Source organism: Methanobrevibacter thaueri, from assembly GCF_015062915.1.
GTDB lineage: Archaea > Methanobacteriota > Methanobacteria > Methanobacteriales > Methanobacteriaceae > Methanocatella > Methanocatella thaueri_B.
In genome coordinates, this window is the sequence record NZ_SUTJ01000004.1 from 23,949 (window position 1) to 41,466 (window position 17,518).

Annotated in this window: 20 protein-coding genes; 17 read left to right on the top strand and 3 right to left on the bottom strand. The window is 36.5% G+C overall.

All coding sequences use genetic code 11. The features are described from left to right. Positions 1-211: 211 nt before the first annotated feature. The 4 genes from E7Z78_RS03715 to E7Z78_RS03730 are packed head-to-tail and all read left to right on the top strand — an operon-like array spanning position 212 to position 3,562. Positions 212-718, top strand: coding sequence for a ribonuclease VapC (locus E7Z78_RS03715; RefSeq protein ID WP_303723845.1), 507 nt, complete (start codon positions 212-214; stop codon positions 716-718). Then, positions 715-1,830 (top strand): DUF2117 domain-containing protein, encoded by a 1,116-nt coding sequence (locus E7Z78_RS03720; protein ID WP_303723846.1) that lies wholly within the window; start codon positions 715-717, stop codon positions 1,828-1,830. The genes E7Z78_RS03715 and E7Z78_RS03720 overlap by 4 nt, the downstream gene beginning before the upstream one ends. 16 nt (positions 1,831-1,846) lie before the next feature. Then, on the top strand, positions 1,847-2,821 hold the full coding sequence (locus E7Z78_RS03725; RefSeq protein ID WP_303723847.1) for a methanogenesis marker 2 protein: 975 nt from the start codon (positions 1,847-1,849) through the stop codon (positions 2,819-2,821). A 9-nt stretch (positions 2,822-2,830) separates the two neighbouring features. Further along, complete coding sequence (locus E7Z78_RS03730) at positions 2,831-3,562, top strand: DUF4013 domain-containing protein (protein WP_303723848.1); 732 nt, start codon at positions 2,831-2,833, stop codon at positions 3,560-3,562. A gap of 21 nt (positions 3,563-3,583) precedes the next feature. On the opposite strand, the gene E7Z78_RS03735 is transcribed toward E7Z78_RS03730, so the two are convergent. After that, positions 3,584-4,318, bottom strand: coding sequence for a thermonuclease family protein (locus E7Z78_RS03735; RefSeq protein WP_303723849.1), 735 nt, complete (start codon positions 4,316-4,318; stop codon positions 3,584-3,586). Between the two features lie 128 nt (positions 4,319-4,446). On the opposite strand from E7Z78_RS03735, the gene E7Z78_RS03740 reads away from it, so the two are divergent. The 9 genes from E7Z78_RS03740 to E7Z78_RS03780 all read left to right on the top strand — a co-directional run bounded on the left by E7Z78_RS03740 (position 4,447) and on the right by E7Z78_RS03780 (position 12,389). Further along, positions 4,447-5,994, top strand: coding sequence for a methanogenesis marker 3 protein (locus tag E7Z78_RS03740; RefSeq protein WP_303723850.1), 1,548 nt, complete (start codon positions 4,447-4,449; stop codon positions 5,992-5,994). Beyond that, entirely contained in the window at positions 5,966-6,436 is a 471-nt protein-coding gene (locus tag E7Z78_RS03745) for a methanogenesis marker 6 protein (RefSeq protein WP_303723851.1), read from the top strand. Before E7Z78_RS03740 ends, E7Z78_RS03745 begins: the two co-directional genes overlap by 29 nt. 9 nt (positions 6,437-6,445) lie before the next feature. Further along, positions 6,446-6,904, top strand: coding sequence for a methanogenesis marker 5 protein (locus E7Z78_RS03750; protein WP_303723852.1), 459 nt, complete (start codon positions 6,446-6,448; stop codon positions 6,902-6,904). Then, positions 6,904-8,145: a methanogenesis marker 15 protein gene (locus tag E7Z78_RS03755; RefSeq protein WP_303723853.1), complete on the top strand. Its 1,242-nt coding sequence runs from the start codon at positions 6,904-6,906 to the stop codon at positions 8,143-8,145. The genes E7Z78_RS03750 and E7Z78_RS03755 overlap by 1 nt, the downstream gene beginning before the upstream one ends. Positions 8,146-8,163: 18 nt before the next feature. Further along, on the top strand, positions 8,164-8,724 hold the full coding sequence (locus tag E7Z78_RS03760; protein ID WP_303723854.1) for a methanogenesis marker 17 protein: 561 nt from the start codon (positions 8,164-8,166) through the stop codon (positions 8,722-8,724). A gap of 68 nt (positions 8,725-8,792) precedes the next feature. Then, on the top strand, positions 8,793-9,659 hold the full coding sequence (locus E7Z78_RS03765) for a radical SAM protein (protein WP_303723855.1): 867 nt from the start codon (positions 8,793-8,795) through the stop codon (positions 9,657-9,659). A gap of 119 nt (positions 9,660-9,778) precedes the next feature. Then, positions 9,779-10,699, top strand: a complete 921-nt coding sequence (locus E7Z78_RS03770; RefSeq protein WP_303723856.1) for a manganese-dependent inorganic pyrophosphatase — start codon at positions 9,779-9,781, stop codon at positions 10,697-10,699. A gap of 245 nt (positions 10,700-10,944) precedes the next feature. Beyond that, a complete protein-coding gene (gene mtnA, locus E7Z78_RS03775; protein WP_303723857.1) occupies positions 10,945-11,874 on the top strand; it encodes an S-methyl-5-thioribose-1-phosphate isomerase in 930 nt (309 codons plus the stop codon). A 188-nt stretch (positions 11,875-12,062) separates the two neighbouring features. Next, complete coding sequence (locus E7Z78_RS03780) at positions 12,063-12,389, top strand: hypothetical protein (protein WP_303723858.1); 327 nt, start codon at positions 12,063-12,065, stop codon at positions 12,387-12,389. Between the two features lie 21 nt (positions 12,390-12,410). On the opposite strand, the gene E7Z78_RS03785 is transcribed toward E7Z78_RS03780, so the two are convergent. Further along, positions 12,411-13,415 (bottom strand): class I SAM-dependent methyltransferase family protein, encoded by a 1,005-nt coding sequence (locus E7Z78_RS03785; protein ID WP_303723859.1) that lies wholly within the window; start codon positions 13,413-13,415, stop codon positions 12,411-12,413. A gap of 36 nt (positions 13,416-13,451) precedes the next feature. Between E7Z78_RS03785 and dph5 the strand changes: the two genes are divergently transcribed. Together dph5 and E7Z78_RS03795 are read left to right on the top strand one after the other, a co-directional pair. Next, positions 13,452-14,243, top strand: a complete 792-nt coding sequence (dph5, locus tag E7Z78_RS03790) for a diphthine synthase (RefSeq protein ID WP_394354858.1) — start codon at positions 13,452-13,454, stop codon at positions 14,241-14,243. Positions 14,244-14,798: 555 nt separating this feature from the next. Beyond that, entirely contained in the window at positions 14,799-15,254 is a 456-nt protein-coding gene (locus E7Z78_RS03795; RefSeq protein WP_303723860.1) for a MarR family winged helix-turn-helix transcriptional regulator, read from the top strand. Between the two features lie 9 nt (positions 15,255-15,263). Here the strand turns inward: E7Z78_RS03795 and E7Z78_RS03800 are convergent, their stop codons facing one another. After that, positions 15,264-16,199 carry a 3-hydroxyacyl-CoA dehydrogenase gene (locus E7Z78_RS03800; RefSeq protein ID WP_303723861.1) on the bottom strand — a complete coding sequence of 312 codons (936 nt, stop codon included), beginning with the start codon at positions 16,197-16,199 and terminating at the stop codon, positions 15,264-15,266. Between the two features lie 354 nt (positions 16,200-16,553). On the opposite strand from E7Z78_RS03800, the gene E7Z78_RS03805 reads away from it, so the two are divergent. Together E7Z78_RS03805 and E7Z78_RS03810 are read left to right on the top strand one after the other, a co-directional pair. After that, complete coding sequence (locus E7Z78_RS03805) at positions 16,554-16,781, top strand: hypothetical protein (protein WP_303723862.1); 228 nt, start codon at positions 16,554-16,556, stop codon at positions 16,779-16,781. Between the two features lie 12 nt (positions 16,782-16,793). After that, on the top strand, positions 16,794-17,237 hold the full coding sequence (locus tag E7Z78_RS03810) for a GNAT family N-acetyltransferase (protein ID WP_303723863.1): 444 nt from the start codon (positions 16,794-16,796) through the stop codon (positions 17,235-17,237). Positions 17,238-17,518: the final 281 nt, after the last annotated feature.

Below are 17,518 nucleotides of genomic sequence, written 5' to 3' on the forward strand. Positions count from 1 at the left end.
ATCTCCCTTATTCATGGGATTTTTATTAAAATCTCAATGATTTTTTGGTATTATTAATTTTAACCATTGGAATTTAAATAAATTATTCCAAATCCTTTCCAAATCTATTATAATAATATTCCAAGCTTTTTCCAATCTTTTTCCAAACCTATTCCAATGTTATTCCAACAAGTGAATAATTTTATTAATTTATAACATGAAATATAGTAATATGGAAATTTGTTATGTATTAGATGCATCAGCTTTTATTAATGGATTTAAACTCGTTTCCAAAAATAATTATACAGTTCCAGAGATAACATCTGAAATCAAAGATTTTAAATCCAGATTAACATTTGACATGGCTCTTGAAGAAGGCAATCTCATCATACAAGATGTCCCAAATGAGTACATATCAAGTGTTAATGATATTATATCTATGTCTGGTGATATTTTAAGATTATCCATTCCGGACAAGAAATTAATCTCACTTGCATACATGCTGCATGAACAGGGCAGGGACGTTAAGGTAATAAGTGATGATTATACCATACAGAATGCGCTGAAAATCATGAAAATCCCCTATTCCGGTGTCATGACTGATGGAATCAAGGGAATTTACAATTGGAAAAAAATCTGTGAAGGATGCAAGAGGGAATATGCTGATGATTACCCGTTCGACGATTGTGAAATTTGCGGGTCTCGAATATTTAAGAAAAGAATCAAGGTGAATAAATGAGGATAGGAATAGTTGTTCATGGTCCCAACATCATCGATTCAGGATATGCCTTGAAACTGATCAATCTGCTTGAGGAATACGGTGAAATAAAGGTAAGGCTTGGAGGAACAATGGGCCGTACGGCTGTCATCGATGCAAGTCTTGAGAATGTAATAGACATTTCCCGCAAGCTGGTTCCCAGCGACTCTTTAAGGATTTTTCATGATGACGATGTTGATGTCATATTCCTGTTGAATTATGGAAAATCCGATGTGACAGGTCAGGTTTTCGGATATAAGGTTTACAATCACTACATAGAAAAGATTGATGACAATGACATTCCAGTCATTCAGATTGAAAGGCCTGGTGAGGATGACGGAAGCATCATCCCATGGAACAATGACTGCGAATTGGCTAGCGAACTGGCACAAAGGTTAAGATTGAACATTGTCTGGCCGGATGAGGTTTATGAAAATCACATTAAACAGGACAATCCTGGATTGAACCAAAGGATTGTGCATGGGGTCAGTCCGGGCGAAAACATCATGGTCAACAGTGTTATTATAGGCAGGACAAATTCCAACCAGCTCACATTAATTGCCCGTGACAACCATATTGTGGATATTGTCGGAGGAGAGCTTAAACAGCACGGCCTCGAAAAGCTGGGAGAGGTTGATTTGGACTCAGCAATCATAAAGACTGGTCTTTTACGTCATGCTAAAGTCAATCCACGAGTGATATCAACTGAAAAGCCGAATGATTTCACTGTGACATTTCTTGACCATGCCGGTGAGGATGTATACCGCTTCAGGGATTCCAGCCTTGTGATTACTGTCGGTGACGATACAACATTGATATCTTCAGACATTCTATACAGATTTGATATACCTGTAATAGGAATAACCGATGGGGATTTGGATAAGGTCGTGGAAGATGGATTCAAGGTCAAGAATTCAATAATCTTTGAGGTTGAAAGTGGTTTTGATGACATCATCGGCCAAGATATTAAAAGCAAATTGTTTGGCAATAAACCGGAAAGCCATGATTTTAAAAATATCGATGAAGTAAAGGACGAAATCGTTGAAATAATAAAAAATATTAATTGCAATTACAAAATTAATTATATAAATTAAACTGGAAGTGTAAACTTTGGATTTTAGAAATCTTGTAAAAGAAATTCAGGAATTTAAGGGCGTGTCTCGTAAAAGCTCAATAGACAATGTAATCTCACTACTGAAAGAATCATATAATGTTACAGGAGATGTTGTAATTGACATTGGGGATGACGCTTCAGCCATTGACATTGGAAACAATCAGGTAATGCTTATTGCGGCAGACGGCATCTGGGGAGACATAATGAATGTGAACCCCTACTGGGCAGGATACTGTTCAGTTCTTGTAAACGTTAATGATATTGCTGCAATGGGTGGAAAGCCACTTGCAATGGTTAACATAATGTCAATAAGCAACGATGAAATCTATGAGGACTTGCTTAATGGTATTAAGGACGGATGCTTGAAATTCAAAGTTCCAATGGTTGGAGGACACCTTCACCCTGACGGTGAAGCCGACTCATTGGGTGTTGCAATTGTCGGAATTGCCCAAAAGGACAAGATCATTACCAGTTTTGGAGCTGAAGAGGGAGACAAGGTGATTGTTGCAATAGACCTTGACGGAAAGCCTCATGAGATGTTCAGCCTAAACTGGGACACAACATACGACAAGGATCCACAGCTGGTTCAGGACCAAATCACAGCAGTACAGCACCTTGCTGAAAACGATTACATCAAATCCGGAAAGGACATTTCAAATCCTGGAATTCTCGGAACCCTTGAAATGCTTTTGGAAACTTCCAATAAAGGTGCAGTCGTTAATCTGGAGGATATTCCTAGAAATGAAAGTGTCGAATGGGTGGATTGGCTCAGGTCATATCCAGGCTCAGGCTTTGTTTTCACAGCCAGTGAGGACAAGTGCGATTACATTAAGGAGTATCTGGCCAAGTATTCAATTGAGGCAAATGTTGTTGGGGACGTGAATGACTCCAACAAGCTATTGTTGAATTACGGTGATGAGCAGGCTGAAGTATTCAATCAAGAAAAAAATCCAGTATTCATATTCAGATGAGGTTTGACTATGGATTTGTCGAAAATAATTTTTAATTCCATTAAATATCCTTTTAAAAACATCGCTAAACTGCCAATTATTTTCACTTTATTCATTTTGATAGCAATCATTCCAATCGGAAAACTCTTGAACAATAATTATTTGATGTTAATTGGTGGGATTGCCTTTTTCGTATTTATCCTGATTGTGCCGGGGTATTTCCTGAACATTATAAAGATTGGATCACGGGAATCGGCGATGTTTCCGTCCTTTAACCTGGTGAATGACATATACGATTCCATAATGGTATTGGTTTTGAGAATGGTTTACATGATCGTTCCAGTTGCCATGTTCTTTATCCTATTGTCCACAGTGGCACCTGCCAGCTTTAACTTGCTTAATGATTTTAAGATTCTCAGTTTTCTTGCAACCTTCGGATTGCTGCTTGTTATAATCCTGGTTACCTACTTGCTATTTGAATTCCTATTGTTCTTTGCAAAGGCAAGATTGGCTTATCATAACAGCTTATCAGAGGCTTTAAAAGTCAATAAGGTCATTGAAGACATTAGAAACATTGGTATCTTTAACATAATCAAATGGGTGTTGGCAATGATTGCATTGGCAATAGTTGTTTCTGTTGTCTCATCATTTGTGATTACAATTCCATATGTGGGCATCTTGATTGATATCTGTGTTATTGTTCCGATTATGGAAAGTATTGCAAGCTATTCTGTTGGATTGTTGTATTCAAACATTACCTAAAAATTTAAAAAAAATAAGAAGTTAAGGATTGCAGACCTTGCACGGCTGATATCCTTGACTTATCGCATCATTTCTATTTTTAAAGGACACTTTGTTGTGTTCAGAAATGCTTTGGCCCCATCTGCAGCTTGACTCATGGAATTTTCCGGTATTTGAGTTTCCAATGTAACTTCCAGAATCGCTGGAGCTTGATGAGGTGTCTGAAGTGTGGGTGTAAGTATTATATGAATTCGGAATGTGAGTGGAGCTGTCCGCCCAGTCATAAGGGTAGAATTCGCTTGGAGGAATGTACATCACTTCAGCAAGACCTTCCTTTAAAAGCATCTCATTAACGTTTTTTCCGTCAACGATGACAACGCCCAGTGTACGGCCATACTTGTCAGTGTGTTTTGCATCATCAACATCGATTCCGACCTTTTTGTTCAAGCATAATTTTTGAACAAAATTCTTTGAAGCAATATAGCCCTCCACGCCCCTTTCGGGAGTGTTAACGCCTACAAATCTGATTTTTTCGCCATTGTCAAGATAAATTGTGTCACCATCGACCACCTTGGTGCAGACTCCTGTCTCTTCAACATGGCAACTGGTTTTCTTATAGTTGCCCAATATGTCTGAAGATGACATGTCATGGTACTTGGAACTTGGTATGTTGTGGCTGAAACCGGTTCCCTTGTAGGCACTTGCCATGGATACTGCGCTAATGGCTATTATTAAGATTATCAGCAAAGAAAAAATATGTTTTTTAGTAATTTTCATGATTTTTCCTCCTCATAATATTAATGTTATAATTTTGTGTTTATATAATTTTTCAAAATCAAATAAATAATTATTTTATACTATAACTTCAAATATATATAATATTAAAAATTCTTATTGGAGATTGTATGTTAATTAAAATTAATGGAGAAGAAATAGAAGTAGCAGATGCTTCAACAATTCAGGATGTAATTGATGAAACAAATGCTCCTTATACTCCAGGAAGTATTATTTGCTTAATAAAAGGTAAAAAAGAACTGGAAAAGAATATTAGCAAGTATAAAATTAAAACAAACAAGGGTTCAATAATCATACAATTGGATGAATCTGAGGAAGCAAAACCTCTTGTTGACGTGTGGAAAGATCAATATGACGATTTTGTCGACTTGGATATTCGCTGGTCAACCCCTACTGAGGTTGCAGTCGGACCGATTGTAACAGATTTGGAACCTACCCATGACGAGTACAAGTATTTTGAAGGGGATGTTGTTTTAAGTTTATCTAGTTTTAGTAATGAGTCAACTCATTTAATCATGCTTAAGGAAAACACTACGAATGTTTATAGTGTTCCGCCATACAACAAGGGTATCTTTGCTCGTGTAATCGGTGGTAAAAAGACCTTGGCAGAGTTAACTGATGACGATAGGGTCACAGGTATTGAACCGATCATTGAAAGAAGCACAACAACAGACAGCGCTTCAGTATCTGACTTGAGCACTGTTCTGGAAGAGGGCAATGAGTTATACACCTACATTTCCTTCGACATTGATGAGGAATCCCCTACCTGTGTGGAACACCTGTTCTCATTAATAAAGGACGGCAGGATAAAGGTTTCATATGACAGTGAGTCATTCATAGGCTTTTATGACCTTGCAGGCATAGACAAGCCTAAGGAACACACTTCACTTAGAACCAGGGGAACCATAACCGTCAGAAATGATGGTGTGGGTGTTGGAAAACTGTTCATATATCGTGAAAACAGAGTGTTGACACCAAATCACACAACTGTCGGGCATATAGTTAACGGTATGGAAATCATTGACATTGCAAGGGAAAATGATTTCATCACAGTCAAGTCTGAACAGCAAAGGTTGATGCTATTAAACAAGACCCAGAAAGAGGCTACAGAAATGCTGTCTGCAGCAGGTGTTGAGCACATGATTGATGGCCTTATCGATGATGATGCAATCATTGTTGAACAAATGCCTAAACATACAATCGATATTCTAAAAGAAGGCCAAGTCATTACAAAGGCAGTCAAGAAAGAAGATATATGTACTATCAAATTCACAGAAGATGCACCAAGGTCTGTAAGGTACTTCAAGTATCTCTCAGGACTTCTTGAAAATCCTGTAGGTCAAATCAAGGTTCACTTTGCAGTTCCTGGAATGCATATCATAATCTTTGAGGGAGATAACAAATTAGCTAAGGGTTTAATTCCTGAAAACAACCCTGTGGATAAAGTTATTAGAGGTCAAATCGGTATTACTAACATGGCTTCAAAGAGTGCAGGTCTAATCGGTATCAGATTCGAGGATAATTCCGAATTCGGACCGACTGCGGAAAGCTTTGAAGCGACAAATATTATTGGGGATATCACTTCAGATTATGACCATCTTGAAAAATTAAAAGAAGGAGTTGTAGTTTATGTCACAGAATCTAACCATGAGTCCTGATTTAGGTACAGAAGATTGGGATCCTGATGTAATCACTCGTATGATTTTTATTGGGCCGGGAGCTCATGTAAGCGAACAGGAAATTGTCACCGCATTTCACATGCTTGATTTGCCGCTTACAATAAAGAATACTTGTTATGGGTCTATGATTAGTGGAAAAAGTGAGGATGTATACGAAGCGATAAAAGAGATTAGAAAACTTGATCCAAACCACATTTTCACAAAGGAAAGAGGATTCGCACCAGGTGATCCTAGAAGATGCAGAGGTCATAGATTTGGTCCTAGAGAAGGTTTCCACCAAATGGAAAAGGAATACCAGATACTCGGTTTTGTTTCAAACGCCTTGGAAAACCCTAAGGAAGTTGAAATTGAAGAGAAAAAACCGGTTGACGTTGACGAATTTAAAAAAATCATGAATGAATGTTTAGATAAGAAAGAATAGGTGAAAATTATGGTGAAAGTAGCTATTTATCCTCCAAATTCATTAATCTTAGCAGATTTAATTGAAAGAAAAGGTCATACTCCATTAGTATTACAAAAACAAATCAGACAAAAAATTAAAGATCCGGAGATTGATTCTCCACCGATGAACATTACAGAAGAAGATCCGATTAAAGGACTTAAGTACGCAGCTATTGAGGTTCCTTCTGGTGTTCGTGGAAGAATGGCAATTATCGGACCACTTATAGACGAAGCTGAAGCGGCAATCATTGTCGACGGAGCTCCATATGGTTTCGGTTGTATCGGATGTGCAAGGACAAACGAATTGTCCATATTTTTATTAAGAAACAAGGATATTCCTGTATTGGAAATCACATACCCAACCAATCAGGATGAAACATATGTCATGGTAAACGATATCAACGAGTTTATAGACTCACTTGAAGAAACTGACAAGGAGGAAGAATAATGGTTAAGATTGCTTTAGTTTCATGCGGAACTGAATATAGTGGAATTCAAAAAGAAATAGAAAAGGCAGCTAATAAGTTTGGTGCTGAAATCATTCTTCCTGAAATCGATTTGGATTACATTGATGAATCTTATGAAAAATTTGGATTTTCAGCTCAAAGTTCAAGTTTAAAATTAATGATTGCAAGAGCTATGGCCATTGTGGAAGGCAGATGCAAACCTGATGCAGTGTTTATTGCAACCTGTTTCAGATGTGCAGAAGCAGCATTGGTCAGAAATGAAGTAAGGAGATTTATACAAAACAATACTCGTATTCCAGTAGTAACCTATTCCTTCACTGAAAGGACAAAAGCTGATGAGTTATTCATCCGTATGGAAGCATTGGCCACCACTGTTACACGTAGAAGCATCCTTGCCCGTGAAAAACAAGAAGGACTCACTCTTGGTTTGGACTCCGGTTCAACCACTACAAAAGCGGTTCTTATGGAAAACAACAAGGTTATCGGAACCGGTTGGACATCCACCAAAGACATTATCGAATCAGCTAAAACCGCTGCTGCAGAAGCATTCGGTGAAACTGATTATGATTGGGATGACCTTGATGGTATTGGAACCACTGGTTACGGTAGGTTCACAATGGGTCAGGAATTTGGAGCTGAACTCATTCAAGAGGAGTTATCCGTTAACGCAAAAGGTGCAGTATACCTTGCAGACTGTCAGAAAGGAGAAGCTACCGTATTGGATATCGGTGGTATGGACAACAAGGTAATTACAGTTAACAACGGTATTCCTGACAACTTCACAATGGGTGGTATCTGTGCAGGAGCATCCGGAAGATTCCTGGACATGACTTCACGTAGGCTTGATGTTGACATCACTGAACTCGGCCCATTGGCTGTGCAAGGTGACTGGAGAAAAGCTATGCTTAACTCATACTGTATTGTATTTGGTATTCAAGACCTCGTTACCACACTTGCTGCCGGAGGTTCCAAGGCTGATGTTGCAGCTGCAGCATGTCACTCCGTATCAGAGCAAGTATACGAACAGCAACTTCAGGAAATTGACATTCGTGAACCATTAATCCAAGTGGGAGGAACAAGTTTGATTTCCGGTCTTGTTGAAGCTGTAAGTGAAACATTAGGTGGAATTGAAGTTATTGTTCCTGAATACTCACAACATATCGGTGCTGTCGGATCAGCTCTTTTAGTATCAGGAATGGGTCACAGACAAGATAATAAATAATTATAAGGGATTGGTTCGATGTTAGTTGAATGCTATGATGAGCGTGGTGCAGAAGTTTATGAGATTATCATTAAACAAATCTTTCAGGATTTGGTTTTAGGAGCTTCTGTTGATGATTTGAGGGCTTACGTCAATCCTGATGATCCTGTATTTGTCTTAGCTATTAAAATGAGAAAAACCTCAAGCGTTGTATTGTTTGAGGATGTTGCTAATTTAACCTATAACAAGGCTAATGACACAACCATGATTTTAATAGACAATGAGAACTACCTTCCAAAAATCCTTAAGGAATTATGGAAGAAGTTTTCAAGAGATGAAATCTATCAACCTAACAGATATCAGCTTGAAATCAAGGGAGATTACACAGACTTGAAGTCAATTGTCGTTGATGATCCTCATTCCAATTTACAAAGACGTGTTTACGATGCGGTCTTCAGAATATTGCCTGAAGGTTTCAAAATCATTAAAGATTTGTCTGCTGAGGATATTGTATGTGTTGTGGCCACTGATGAGTTGATTAGGGACGATTGGATTGAAAAGGCTCATGAGTTTATTGGTGAGTTAAACAGCGGAATGTAGAAAACTTTATATATTTGTTCGTAATAATACAAATTAACAGGAGTTATATTTAAGGGAGTAGTGGTATTATGAATGAACATAACGGTTCAAGATTCGCACATATAACAAAAGCACATCCATGCTTTAATGAAAAAATGCATGATAAAGTCGGAAGAGCACATGTACCAGTTGCACCAAAATGTAATATCTTTTGTAACTTCTGTACAAGAGATATTAACAATGAAGAGGACAGACCAGGTGTTGCTGGCTGCATAATGAAACCAGATGATGCAATTACCCACATTAATGATGTAACCGCAGACGGTCCAATTTCAGTTGTCGGAGTTGCAGGACCTGGAGACTCACTTGCAAATGAAGAGACATTTGAATTCTTTGAAAAATTAGCAAAGGAACAGCCTGATTTAATCAAATGTATGAGTACCAACGGTCTTTTACTTCCAAAATATGCAGATAAATTGGCAGAACTTGGAGTGAACTCTGTGACTGTTACAATCAATGCGATTGATCCAGACATTGCAGTTGACATCTATTCATTCATTAAATATGAAGGAAAAGTGTACAAAGGCTATGAGGCTGTTGAAATATTAATCAAAAACCAATTGGATGGTGTTGAAAAAGCAGCCGCTAATGGATTGGTTGTTAAAGTGAATTCTGTATTGATTCCAGGATTAAATGATGAGCATATCGTTGAAATTGCAAAAGAAGTTAAAAAACGTGGTGCAGCTTTAATGAATGTTTTACCTTTAATTCCATTGGCAAAAATGAAACATTATTCACGTCCAGACTGTTCCATGATGGAAAAGGTCAGGGAAGAGGTCGAAGAAATCATTCCAGTATTCAGGGCATGTACCCAATGTAGAGCAGATGCCTACGGAATACCGGGTAAGAAAAGCGAAGACCATCATTTAGGAATGACTCCACAAAGTCATTACTAATCTTTTATTTTTTTATTTTCAACTTATTTTTTTTAATTTATCATAGTAATATTAAATATTGATAAAAAACATATTTAATATCATTAATTTTTATAGAATTTTATTTAGGAAAAGATAATATGGTAGAAACTTATGTTTTTGGACATAAAAGTCCTGATAGTGACACAATAACATCAAGTATTGTAATGGCAAACTTGGAAAACGAATTAGGAAATGCTGATGCAAAAGCTTACAGATTAGGAAACATTAACAAAGAAACTGAATTTATCTTAAATTATTTGGGCATGGATGCACCTGAACTTTTGGATGATGTTGAAGACGGTGCAAATGTCATTCTCGTTGATCACAACTCTCCTGCAGAATCTGTTGACAATCTTGAAAATGCAAATATCCTAAAAGTTGTTGATCACCATAAATTGGCATTGGAAACTTCCTACCCATTATTCTTAAGATTTGAACCGGTAGGATGTACTGAAACAATCCTATGCAAATTGTATGAAGAAAATGGTGTTGAAATCACAAAAGAAATTGCTACATTGATGTTGTCTGCAATCATTTCCGACACATTGCTTTTAAAATCCCCTACCACAACTGAAGATGATAAGTTGGCAGTTGAAAAACTTGCAAAAATCGCTGAAGTTGATGCTGAGGAATACGGTTTGGAAATGCTTAAGGCAGGAACAGACTTAAGCAGCTTCACAATTGATGAAATTTTAGCATTGGATGCCAAACAAATTGACTTTAAGGACGTAAAGTCAATTGTGAACCAGGTCAACACAGCTGACATCTCCGATGTAATGGCAATGAAGGATGATTTGGAAGCAGGCATTAACAAGATTATCGAAGAGGAAGGACTTGATTTATTCATGCTTTTAATCACTGACATTGTTAACAGCAATTCACAGGTTATCGCATTAGGTAAAGACGCTAAACTGGTTGAAAAGGCATATGATGTTGAATTGGTTGACAACACTGTTTTGCTTGAGGGTGTAGTTTCCCGTAAGAAACAAGTTGTTCCAATCATGACTGAGAATGCTTAAATTTATTAGGTAAACCTAAAAATTCATAAATTTTAGGCATTTTTATAAATATTTATAAATGATAATCGAAAAAATAATAATTAGATGTATGTAAATACATCTCTAATCAATCCAATTTTGGATATTAAATTAGACGGGAAGCATAATTATAAACCTTTAATTGTATTGTTATACATAAAAAAATTAGAAACTAACGTTAATTATGCTTTCAATTTTTTTATACTTTTTTTGAACAAGGTGTTAAAATGAAAACACTTGAATGGGAAGATAACAAATTAAAACTTATTGATCAAAGAAAACTTCCTGATGAATTGACTTATGTCTGGTGTGATAATTATCAGGATGTCATTGTTGCAATTAAAAACATGACCGTACGTGGAGCTCCTGCTATTGGTGTGTCTGCCGCATTTGGAATGGCTTTGGCAGATATTCAGGGAGTGGATTTAAACAAGGCTGCAGAAGAAATCAAGGCTGCAAGACCAACAGCTGTTAATCTGTTTTGGGCAGTTGACCGAGTATTGGCTAGTCAAGACCCACTTGCAGAAGCCCTTAAGATGTATGAAGAGGATATGGCAACAAACAGAGCCATTGGAAAGTATGGTGCAGAAGTAATTGATGATGGAGACACCATATTGACTCACTGTAATGCAGGTGCCCTTGCATGTGTTGACTATGGAACCGCATTGGGAGTCATAAGGGCTGCAAGGGATGCAGGTAAAAACATTAACGTGATATGTGATGAAACCCGTCCCCGTGGTCAAGGGGCAAGCCTCAGCGTTTGGGAAATGCAACAGGAAAACATTCCAGTCAAACTCATTCCTGATGTTGCATCAGGATTTCTAATGTCACAGGGTAAAATTGATAAGGTTGTAATAGGTGCAGACAGAATCGCTAAAGGAGGAGTTGTAAACAAGGTCGGTTCATTCATGGTTGCATTGGCTGCAAAACACCATGGCATTCCGTTTTATGTGGCAGCACCATATTCCACTTTCGACAATGAGATATCAATTTACGATACAGTTATCGAAGAGAGGGACGGCGATGAGGTCAGATACTATGGTGGGGCAAGGATTTGTCCTGAAGGAACTGATGTTATCAATCCTGCATTTGACATTACTCCAAAAGAGTTAATCACAGGAATCATTACTGAGAAAGGAATTATCGACCCAATTTAGGTCATAATCCTATTCAAATTTTTATCTATAAACTATTTAAGCAATAAAATTTAAATTATATAATAACATTTTAGGAATTTCTAGTTAAATTCAATCAAAATAATGGTTTTGCTTTATTTGATTAAAATTTACAGTTTTGTAATACTTAGAGATTTGATAATTGTTAAGACTGTTAATGAGGAGATAATATGGAGATAAAAAGCGGTAAAGGAAAAACTTATCCTCCTTTAATCAAGGATTTGGTTAAGGAATTATTAAAAGACGATTTCGTGCACTTCAAGATTTTATGCGCTAATGAAGTACACCATTTCAATAAAGAAGACGACTCTATCATTGAGTTTGAAGAAACCTATGTAAAAGAAACCAGTGAAAACGGTGATATGTTATATATTGCTTACCCTGATATCTTTAGAGTCAAATTATACAGGGATATGGAACAATATCTTGAAGACGAAAAGAAATTCAATGCATTCAATGATGATGACGATTGGACCGGTAACAGGATCCAATTCTAAATAGAAAAGATTTAATCTTTTCTATCTTTTACTTATTTTTCCGTCAATAGCCACATGCCATTCACCTGGACTAGTGGATTTGACCTTTCGACAATTAATTATTTCAACATCTTTTCCGACAGCGTTAGCTGCATCTTTTAGACGTTTTATTCCCTGTTCATATGAGTCTGAAAACTCATAATAATTGATTATTCCACCATCTTTAATTAAATCAACAGCAACGTCAAGGAAAGTATAGGCAAGGCCTGGAAGGTTCATGATAATTCTGTCGAATTTTGAGTTAAATGATTTGCTGACTTCACGAACATCTCCTGTGAATGTGGTGATGCTACCCTTGAGCTTATTCATTCTGATATTCTCATCAAGATACTTGATGGCGGACTCGTTAATGTCCACTGAGGTAATCTCAACATTTTTGTTTCTTGCAATGACAATTGGAAACGGTCCGATTCCACAAAACATGTCAAGGATTTCTTCACCCTCACGAACGCTTTGCATAACACGCTTTCTCTCGGTTGCAAGTCTTGGTGAGAAATAAACTTCCCTCACATCCAACTTCAATCTTGCTCCATGTTCCTTGTGAATGGTCACTGAATCGTCAACACCTGCAAGAAACTCCAAATCCCTTACACGTGTTGTTCCCTTGATTGCACTTTTTTTCATATAGATTGATCTTCTCTTGGTGAATTTAAGAGCCGCTTCACCAATCTTAAATTTCTTATCCTGCAAATCTTCGGGAATCTCTAAAATCACAATGTCTCCAATGGTGTCAAAGGAGGTTCTCAGGTTTTCAATTTCCTCTTCTGTCAATTCTCCTTCTAGCAATTCAGAAAAGTTGTGGGGAACCCTTTTCATTGGCTCCAGTTCAATGTCCACAATCTCATAATCGTCAACATCCTCATTAATTGGAATGTAACCGTAATCATCACCGGCCTTGATGCGGTATTCCATGTTCATAAGTCCGTTTTCCATTAATTTTATCCGGGTGTCATTCAACTGTTTTAATGGAACCTTTACACATTTCATAAAGTTATTTATGCTTAAATTATTATAAATAGTAGTATGTTTTATTTAGTTGGTTTAGGATTGTTTGATGAAAAAGACATATCTCTTAAAGGATTAGAGTGTTTAAGAAATGTTGATAAAATCTATGCGGAATTTTTCACATCAAGATTATTCGGTTCAAGTTTTGAGGCTATCGAGGAGTTGGTTGGCCAAAAGATTGAAGTTCTTGTCAGGGGTGAGGTTGAAGAGGAACATAAGTTCATCGAGGAGGCCAAGACTTCTGATGTTGCATTGATTACCGGGGGGGATCCTTTGATTGCAACCACTCACAGTGATTTTCTGGTTCAATGCTCAAGAAAGGGAATTGATTTTGAGGTAATCCACGGTTCATCCATATTGTCTTCAGCACCGGCCATTTCAGGTCTTCAGGGATATAAGTTCGGTAAGGTCACCACAATACCTTTCCCTGATTACAATTTTTATCCTAAATCTCCATATGAGGCCATTGAGGAAAATCTTAAAATGGACTTGCACACTCTTGTGTTGCTTGATATCCAGGCTCATAAGGATCGTTACATGACAGTCAATCAGGGTTTAGAGTATCTTATGAACATTAAGGATGACTTGGACCGTGAGGGCATGATTGATGAGGACACTCTAGCTATGGGTATTGCACGTGTGGGATCAAAGGATGTTGTCGTTCGTGCAGGCAAGATTTCTGAGCTGATTGATTTTGATTTTGGTGGTCCTCTCCATTGTATCATAATTCCATCCAAGCTCCATATTGTTGAAGCTGAATATCTGGTTGAAATTGCTGGAGCGGATGAAAGCATACTTGATGATGTTTAATTTTTTAAAAATAGGGGGAGTGGGGAAGTAGCCTGTATTCTACTTCCTTTTGAACATTTTCGAATCATTTTGGAGATTATAAAATGGTTGACTGATGTTCATATAGATGTGAATTTTACTTCACATTGATTATTAGTTATATTTTCATATTATATAAATGTTTTTTATTTGATTTTTTATCGTTATGTTATAATTTTTATAATTTTGTTCATTAATTTTTTTCAATAATCTCTAAAAGTGATATGGTGAAATTGTTTTTCAAGTTGCACTTTTAATTTTTAGTAAATAATTTTAAACATTAAACTTTAAATTTCAGAAAATATTTGGTTGTATGTGTGGTAATTGTAAAAATAAAAAGGGGGAGTGGAAGTTGAGGTTTATAACTTCCAGAATATAACTGTTTTTCAAACATTTTGGAGATTAGAAAATGTTTGAGGTTAGTGAAGACATGAACATAACTTCATATCGATTATTATATATGTTTTCGCAATATATAAGTCTTTCCAAATGTTTCTGAAAATCATTTAAATATTTGTTGAAATATAATATAAAGTAATGAAATTTGAAAAAACAATGGGTTTCTATGATTCTAACCGTTTAGGAGACATACTGTTCATATTCCATAAGAACCATAAGAAATACCTTAATGACGAGCTTTCAAGATATGATTTGAGTCTGATACAGGCATTGTGCATATTGATGATACATGAAAGTGAAGAATTAAATCAAAAGGATTTGTCCGACGGTTTATATTTGACAAAGGGTGCTATAACAAAGGCAGTTAAAAAACTGGTCAGTGACGGTTGGGTTTTAAGGAAAAGATCAACCTTGGATAAGCGCAAATATATCTTGAAATTAACTCCAAAGGCAGAAGAATTCATCCCTGTCATGTATGAAATCAACGATGGATGGGAAAAGAGCATGGGATTGAATGACTTGGATTCCCAGTTCATGGAAACATTCAATGAATTAACATTAAAGTCAATTGATTTAAATCTAAAAAAAGAATAAAAAAGGATTTTAGTATTCGTAAAATCCTTTTCCAGCATTAATACCGGTTTCACCAGCATCTATTTTTTCCTTAAGCATTTTAGCTATTTTTCCAGGAATGGTTTCAGGGTCTTGAGCTTCAGGATTCATTATCACGATATTGTAAGCTGTGGTAAGTCCGACAATATCTAGAATGTGGAATGGTCCTGCAGGAGCGCCTGTAGCTAAAATCCATGTTTTGTCAATGGTTTCATGGTCTGCAACGTCATTTGCAAGCAATGCTTCAGCAGCACTTAGGAATGGAACCAATAGGGAGTTTAGGATGTAGCCCGGTTGTTCCTTTTTGAGTTGCAATGGAATCATGTTGATGTCTTCAGCGAATTTCACGACTTGGTCGTAGTATTCCTGTTCGGTTCCAGGGTGTCCCATTACTTCTGCGGTATTGTTTTTCCATATTGTGTTTGCAAAGTGAAGTGACAGGTATTTTTCAGGCCTTCCTGTGTGTTCGGCAAACATTGACGGAAGCAATGTTGAGGAGTTTGTAACCAGGATGGTCTTGTCTTCCATGTATTTTGCAAGTTCTGTATAAAATGCTATTTTCTGTTCAGGATTTTCAGCAATTGCCTCAATGATTAAGTCAGCATCTGCAGCAGCTTCCTCATAACTTGTTGTTAATGTTAAGCTGTCATATGCGTCTTGTGCTTGTTGTTTTAATTCATCGAGTTCATCATCACTTAGGTCAGTTGATTTTGCTAAACCTCTGCAGTATTGGCTTGCATCGGTTTTCATTGCTTCAAGAGTATCAACATATATGTTTTTGAATCTTTCAAGTTTTGGTTGAGCTCTTTCAATTGATCCTTCACTTCTAAGCCAAATGGTAACATCAAATCCACAGTATGCAGTTTGAAGTGCAATTTGGCTTCCAAGTACGCCTCCTCCGGCGACAACAACTTTCTTAATACTCATTTTTATACACCTCTAAGTAACAATTAGTTTACTAGTATACTTATATTTGGCTTTACTCATTAATAAATTTATATGCTTTAAAAATCAAAGATATACCTAATGAATGGGAATGAAATATTAAATAATTTGGAAAAACGGAATAATTTCTTAAAATCAAAATTACTTCATGAACAATTGAAATATGGTAATTATAACTTTAAATATTTCAATAAACATTCACAACAGATTCTAAATGAATATCTACACACTAAATCACTATTCAAATCATCACTAAACACAGGAATCAATTATAATGATGTGTGCAAATGGTTCATTCAAGGTCAATTGGGAAACCCAATATTTAAAGACTTTTACATGACAATAGCAAATATCAACAATATCAAAAATCGTTATAATGACTCAAATGAACCTGTTGAAGAGATTCCGGTTGAAAATCCTATTGACGGACAGTATGAAATTTCCCAGTATGGAGACGGATGGAGCTACAAGACATTCGTCGATGGGGAGAAAATATTCATAATATCCGACGACCTGAAAAAACTCAAGGACAAGGTAAAATCCAAACGCCTGCCACTGGATTGAATAGGTGGAACTATGGAATGGGTTTTAAAGAAGTTCGACCAGCTGTCTCTCGATGAGCTCTATGATATCATAAAATTGAGAGTGGAAGTATTTGTGGTTGAACAGGATTGTGTCTATCAGGACCTGGATGACAAGGATCAAGTCTCCTACCACTTGTTCTTAAAGGATAATGATGAAATCATAGCAGTTTTAAGAATTCTTCCGGAAAACGTTTCATATGAAGAAATGGCGATAGGTCGAGTGATTGTTAAGAAATCTCATAGGGGCAATGGAATATCAAGAGTGATGATGAAAAAGGCAATTGATTTCATTGTCAATGACTTGGGCAAAAGCAAAATCAGACTTTCAGGCCAGGCATATCTAACTGATTTTTACATCTCATTGGGGTTCAGGAAGGTTTCAGATGAATATCTGGAAGATGGAATAATCCATTATGAATTCCTTTTTGAGTGTTGATGATTATTATTTTCATCATTCAATGACTCGCTCTTAATAAGATTATTAAAAATAGTAATGTTTGGCATTGAAATATGATTTCAATGCACATTTTTCATGATGTTTAAACTGGTATTAATATTGTCGCAGCGCATAGAATTCCCAGTGATAGGGCCAATACGCCTAATGATCCCAACATGATTGTTTTCATTTTATCATCTCCATTTTTTAGTGTCTGGGATACAATACTTTTTTATAATATATTAACGATTATATTTAAAGGTTTTTGCATGCAAGCACTT